Genomic DNA, 765 nt, shown 5'->3' on the forward strand with positions numbered 1-765 from the left:
CCTTGCCACTGCGAGTCAGTAAGGGGTTGATAGCACTCAACCATAATGCGAACCGGAGCCTAGGAACTCCCGACGCAACTTACTGGCTCGTTTTTGTTTACTCCCTAGCCAATTCCCAAACAGGCTCTAAGTAGAAGAAAACTTAGCTTACCTAACCCCCTAAGCCAATGGCTCTTGTCCAAGTATATCTGCGATAATTACACAGCAATAGAAACTTATTATAAATCAGATATTTCAGCTAGCCTTCCTGTGTTCACACCAAGAGGCGCAAGAAGCATTAAAACAATTCTCACATATGGAGACTTTAGACGCTCCGGAGCCCTTAATTCTTTCGCAAAAATTTATGAAATAAAGACAGACATTGCAAAATACTACAACACTATTTACACCCACATTATTCCTTGGGTGTTACATACAAAAAAGACAGCAAAACAAAACAGAAATGACTATACATTAATAGGGAACAACCTAGATAAATTGATAAGGAATTGCCAGTCAGGACAAACAATAGGAATACCTGTCGGGCCTGACACGTCATTACTAATTGCAGAACTGATAGGTTGTTGGATTGACAAGGAATTGATAACAAGAATAGACAACTTAGTTGGCCACAGGTATAGCAGATTCACAGACAATGTAGCTGCTGGCGCTCCGCGTACGTAAGCGGCTGTATGCAAGCATACTCGATGGATTTGCGTCAGCGCGTGGCGCAGGCGCTGGCCGAGCCGGGCGCCCGGCAGGCCCAAGTGGCCGCGCGCTTTTGCG

1 protein-coding gene is annotated in these 765 nt (G+C 44.8%); it reads left to right on the forward strand.

The genetic code is table 11. The features are described from left to right. The first annotated feature begins 174 nt into the window (after window positions 1-174). Window positions 175-663: an RNA-directed DNA polymerase gene (locus tag B0919_RS25070; RefSeq protein WP_139362390.1), complete on the forward strand. Its 489-nt coding sequence runs from the start codon at window positions 175-177 to the stop codon at window positions 661-663. Window positions 664-765 lie beyond the last annotated feature (102 nt).

Source organism: Hymenobacter sp. CRA2, from assembly GCF_002007105.1.
In the GTDB taxonomy this organism is placed as follows: domain Bacteria; phylum Bacteroidota; class Bacteroidia; order Cytophagales; family Hymenobacteraceae; genus Solirubrum.